The sequence below is a fragment of the Vibrio sp. 2132-1 genome, assembly GCF_033344315.1.
The window spans coordinates 1-504 of the sequence record NZ_JAWPON010000907.1 but is presented as its reverse complement, the minus strand read 5'-3'; the positions used below and the strand labels follow the sequence as shown (position 1 = coordinate 504).

The following is a 504-nucleotide window of genomic DNA, read 5'->3' as shown; positions in this document are numbered from 1 at the left end:
TGCTACTTCAACGGCACCCGCTTTTGTGCCCGGGAAGCCGACTCGTTTCATCAATGGAATGGTAAAAGTACCCGTGGTTACGACGTTTGCGATCGATGAGCCTGAAACCAGACCCGATAGACCAGATGCGACAACGGCGGCTTTAGCTGGGCCACCTTTCATGTGACCAAGTAGAGAAAATGCGACTTTAATGAAGTAAGCACCCGCACCCGCACGCTCTAGCATCGCGCCAAACAGTACAAACAAGAATACGAAAGAAGTAGATACACCTAACGCAACACCAAATACCCCTTCGGTGGTTAGCCACAGATGCGACATCGCTTTACCTAAGCTTGCGCCTTTGTGGGCTATGACATCTGGCATGTATGGGCCAGCAAACGTGTAAGTCAGGAACACGGCGGCCACAACCATTAGCGGAGGCCCTAATGCACGACGAGTCGCTTCAAGTAGCAATATCATGCCAACGACCGCAACCACAATATCGGCAGTGGTGGGAGCGCCGGA

At 52.4% G+C, this 504-nt stretch carries 1 protein-coding gene; it reads right to left on the bottom strand.

The window, feature by feature from the left end; translation table 11 throughout:
• The coding region (locus tag R8N47_RS28660) for a TRAP transporter large permease subunit (protein WP_318186542.1) at positions 1-504 on the bottom strand (504 nt) is incomplete at both ends.